Annotated in this window: 4 protein-coding genes; 1 reads left to right on the forward strand and 3 read right to left on the reverse strand. The window is 68.2% G+C overall.

Going from position 1 to position 3,901, the window contains the following annotated elements; genetic code table 11:
• Nucleotides 1–28 precede the first annotated feature (28 nt).
• Nucleotides 29–961, reverse strand: coding sequence for an ABC transporter substrate-binding protein (locus tag ACQY7V_RS04510; RefSeq protein ID WP_154477733.1), 933 nt, complete (start codon nucleotides 959–961; stop codon nucleotides 29–31).
• Nucleotides 962–1,094: 133 nt separating this feature from the next.
• A complete protein-coding gene (locus tag ACQY7V_RS04515) occupies nucleotides 1,095–1,787 on the reverse strand; it encodes a DUF4191 domain-containing protein (RefSeq protein ID WP_154477731.1) in 693 nt (230 codons plus the stop codon).
• A gap of 106 nt (nucleotides 1,788–1,893) precedes the next feature.
• Between ACQY7V_RS04515 and ACQY7V_RS04520 the strand changes: the two genes are divergently transcribed.
• Nucleotides 1,894–3,051, forward strand: coding sequence for a protein kinase family protein (locus ACQY7V_RS04520; protein WP_195838713.1), 1,158 nt, complete (start codon nucleotides 1,894–1,896; stop codon nucleotides 3,049–3,051).
• Between the two features lie 60 nt (nucleotides 3,052–3,111).
• On the opposite strand, the gene ACQY7V_RS04525 is transcribed toward ACQY7V_RS04520, so the two are convergent.
• Nucleotides 3,112–3,901 (reverse strand): 2-oxo acid dehydrogenase subunit E2 (locus ACQY7V_RS04525; protein WP_428639097.1); only part of this gene is annotated, 790 nt, incomplete at its 5' end.

Consider the following 3,901-nt stretch of genomic DNA (forward strand, 5'->3'; position numbering starts at 1 on the left):
CCGGTGGGGTGCCGACCCGCTGGTTGAATCAGAGAGCCGGGTTGAGCTCGGCGGTCTTCAGAGCCGAGCCCTCGGCCCCGTAGGGGGCGAGGATCTTCTCGAAGTAGCCCTCGTCCATGAGGTACTGGAGGGCGGCCTGAACGGCCTTCGCGAGTTGTTCGTCGTCCTTCGCCATGGCGATGCCCTGCGGGGCGGACTCGATCACCTCGCCGACCTGCTCGAGCTGACCGCCGGAGAGCTCGACGGTGTACCCGATGACGGTGGAGTCGGCGAGCGTCGCGTCGTACTGGCCGCCGATGACCTTCGTGGCGATGTCGGTCTGGAGGTCGAGGGGCATGACCTCGATCTTCTCCTTGCCCTCGGCGACGCACTTGTCGGAGAGCTCGCTCGCGTAGTCGAGCTGGAAGGTGCCGGTCTGGACGCCGATCGTCGTGCCGCAGGGGTTCGCCGGATCGAAGCCCTTCGGATTGCCCTTGGCCACGGCGTAGGCGGAGCCGACCTCGATGTAGGAGACCATGTTCGCGGCCTCGAGGCGCTCGGGGGTGATGGTGAAGGAGGAGGCGCCGACGTCGAACTTCGACCCGAGCTGCGGAAGGATCGTGTCGAATCCGGCGGTCTGCGTGGTGCCCTCGTCCAGGCCCATGACGCGGGCGATCGCATTGATGAGGTCGACGTCGTAGCCGACGGGCGTCTGACCGTCATCGGCGAGGTACTCGCCGGGGGCGTAATCGGTGGAGGCGCCGTTGCGCAGGACGCCGCGCTCCTTCACAGCATCGGGGACGAGGGCGACGACGGAATCGACCGCTTCGAGGGTCGAAACGTCGAAGGGGACGACGGCGGTCGAGGCGCTCTGTCCGGCGCCGGACTCGGCGCTCGTTGAGGACGTCTGCGGGTCGGAGCAGGCGGCGAGGGCGAGCGAAGCCGTGGTCGCCAGGACGAGTGCCGCGGGGAGGGTGCGCATGGGAGGAGCCTTCCGGATGGGATTCAATCAACACATCAAGTATGCATGACGCTGCATAATATGCATAGCGATGTCTCACGATACGAATGATGCGGGGGTGAGATCGTCCTCACCCCCGCATCATGCGCATGACTCAACGGCCGCGCATCGCCCTCCGGTTCGGGCGCGCTCGCATCGGGTCGATGCCCTTCGGGATCGGCGGCTGCGAGGACTGGAGCGCGGCCAAGCGGGCCGAAACCTGCGGAACCTCTTCCTTCGTGAGGACCTTCTTGAAGGAGCGGATCCGGGACTGGAGCTTCGCCAGCTCGACCTGTCCCTCCGCGTGCCCGACCTGGACGACGTGCACCGGCACGTTCTTCGCCACCTTCTGGATCTTCTTGCGCTCAGCGGACATGAGCGGCTGAACGCGGCTCGACGGGCCCTCGGAGATGAGCACCACGCCGGGGCGGCCGATGATCCGCCACACGATGTCCTGTTCGCGGGTGACGGTCAGGGGCTGTTCGGGGATGATCCAGCCCGAGCTGATCTGCGACAGAACGGCGTAGACGGAGCCGACCGTGCCGTCGATCTGGGCGTACATGGCGCGTCGGACCAGGAAGGAGAGCAGCGTCATCGCGACGGTCGCGCCGAAGAGGAGGCCGAGGATCGACCAGACGATCCAGTTGCCCTCGATGAGGACGGCGATGATGAGCGCGATGCAGAGCGTCAGGATCACGGAGCCGATGAGCGCCCATCCGATCCAGGGATAGGTGCGCTTCGTAATGCGGTAGGCGTCCGCGAGGTTGTGGTACCAGCGGCGCTTCTTCGGTGCGGTGTTCTCGCTCATGGGGCGGTGGATCTTCCTGTCTCGGGCCCGATACGGGCCGCGCGATGTTCATCCACAGGATACGCGGACTCTTGTCCCGGTGGGGAATCGGCATGAAACTTCCCCTGTGGAGATCAATGGGTACGAACTGGGGTCAATCGCATTCGTCACCTCGCGAGGGCCCCTGTGGTCGACGTGCACCCCGGAGGGGACTCCGGCACTGCTCAGCCTGCATTCGAAGGCCGAGGGCGAGGAATACTCCGAACGATGGAAGGCGTGGGCGCTCGTGCGCTCCGCCCGCATCGCCCGTCTGCTCGACGTCGTGCGCCACGATGACGGGCGCTGGGCGCTCATCCAGGAGAGGGCCCCGGGACGCGCCCTCGACCTCCTCATCGGCACGGCGGCCCTGAGGCCCGAATCGCTGAGAAGGGGCATCGTCTCGGACATCCGCGAGGCGCTGGAAGCGCTCCACTCGGCGGGCCTCGTCCACGGCGACGTGTCGCCGCGCAACGTCCTCATCGATGAGAACGGCCGCGCGGTGCTCGTCGACCTCGCCTTCCCTCCCCGCGCCGGAGGAGGCACCCCCGGCTTCTCCGTCTCGGGGGTCAAGGACGAGGCCGCCGATATCAGCGCCCTGGAGGAGATTGCGAGCGCCCTGGATCTTCGCGCCGAAGGCGGCCCGGAAGGCGCATCGGCGGATGACGCCGTCGGCATCGTGAGGCGGGCGAGCGAATCCGCCGTGACAGTGGCGGCGAGGGCCGAGCCCTCGCCCCGGCCCCTGCTCGCCGGGATCCTCGGGCTTGCCCTCGTCACCTGCGCGGCGGCCGCCGTCGTCCTGGGCGCTCCATCGGATGGCGGTACGCAGGCGCGGGCGATTCCTTCAAGCGGCGGCTCCGATGCACCGAGCTGCCCTTCGAGGGAAGAGGCCCGGGTTGAGATCGCGAAGATCCTCGCCGCCCGCGACGAGGCCATCGCCCAGGCGGACGCCAGGGGCCTGGAAGGACGAGTCGGGGGCGCTCTCGGCGCTCAGGACCGCGAGAGGCTGGAGGTCCTCATCAAGGCGGAGGCGCGTCTGAGCGGCTTGGAGACGAGGGCGGAGATCCTGGCTGATCCCGAATGCGACGGTGAGGAGGTGCGCGTCGACGTCCGTCTCCTCCAATCGGGGGCCGAGATCTGCCGGAAGGGAGTGTGCGAAGCCGGACCCGGGCCGCAGACCGGGGAGCTCCGACTGGTCTTCCCGGCGGGCGCCTGGATCGTCATCGACGCGAAGACTTACGAGGGGTGAATGCGCCGAGCGGGCCGCACGCGCTGGTGCGACCCGCTCGGGGCGGGAATCCGGAGGAACTCAGAGGGCCAGGTCGGCCTCGAAGTCCCCGGCCTCGAGGCGCTTCTTCACGTCCATGAGGTAGCGGGACGCGTCGGCGCCGTCAACGAGACGGTGATCGTAGGAGAGGGAGAGGTAGACCATCGAACGGATCGCGATCGCATCGGAGCCGTCGGCCGCCTTGACGACGACCGGGCGCTTGACGATCGCGCCGAGGCCGAGGATCGCAGTCTCGGGCATGTTGAGGACCGGCGTGTCGAAGAGCGCGCCGCCCGACCCGGTGTTCGTGATCGTGAAGGTCGAGCCGGAGAGCTCGTCGGGGCCGATCTTCGAATCGCGGGTACGGGCCGCGAGATCGTTGATCGAAGCCGCCAGGCCCGGGATGTCCTTCTCGCCCGCGTTCGCGATGACGGGGACGAGGAGGCCGCGGGGCGTGTCGACCGCGATGCCGATGTTCTCGTGATCGAAGTAGGTGACGCTCTTGTCGTCGATCGTCGCGTTGATCTTCGGGTGGTAGGCGAGGGCCTCGGTAGCGGCCTTCACGAAGAAGGGCAGGAAGGTGAGCTTCGTGCCGTGCTTGGCGGCGAAGGCGTCCTTCGAGCGGGCGCGGAGCGCCGCGATCTTCGTGACGTCCACCTCGATGACCGTCGTGAGCTGGGCCGCGGTCTGGAGGGAGTCGACCATGCGACGGGCGATCGTCTGGCGCAGGCGGCTCATCTTCTCGGTCGTGCCGCGCAGCGGCGAGGGCTCGCGGTTCTCGGCGGCCTTCACGGGGGCCTCGGCGGCGGGGGCCGTCGAAGCGGCTGCGCCC

This window comes from Schaalia sp., from assembly GCF_050312375.1.
GTDB classification, from domain to species: Bacteria; Actinomycetota; Actinomycetes; order Actinomycetales; family Actinomycetaceae; genus Pauljensenia; species Pauljensenia hyovaginalis.

Coding starts and splice junctions, on each gene's coding strand:
- ACQY7V_RS04510 (WP_154477733.1), bottom strand. CDS start 961: ATGCGCACCCTCCCCGCGGCACTCGTCCTGGCGACCACGGCTTCGCTC.
- ACQY7V_RS04515 (WP_154477731.1), bottom strand. CDS start 1,787: ATGAGCGAGAACACCGCACCGAAGAAGCGCCGCTGGTACCACAACCTC.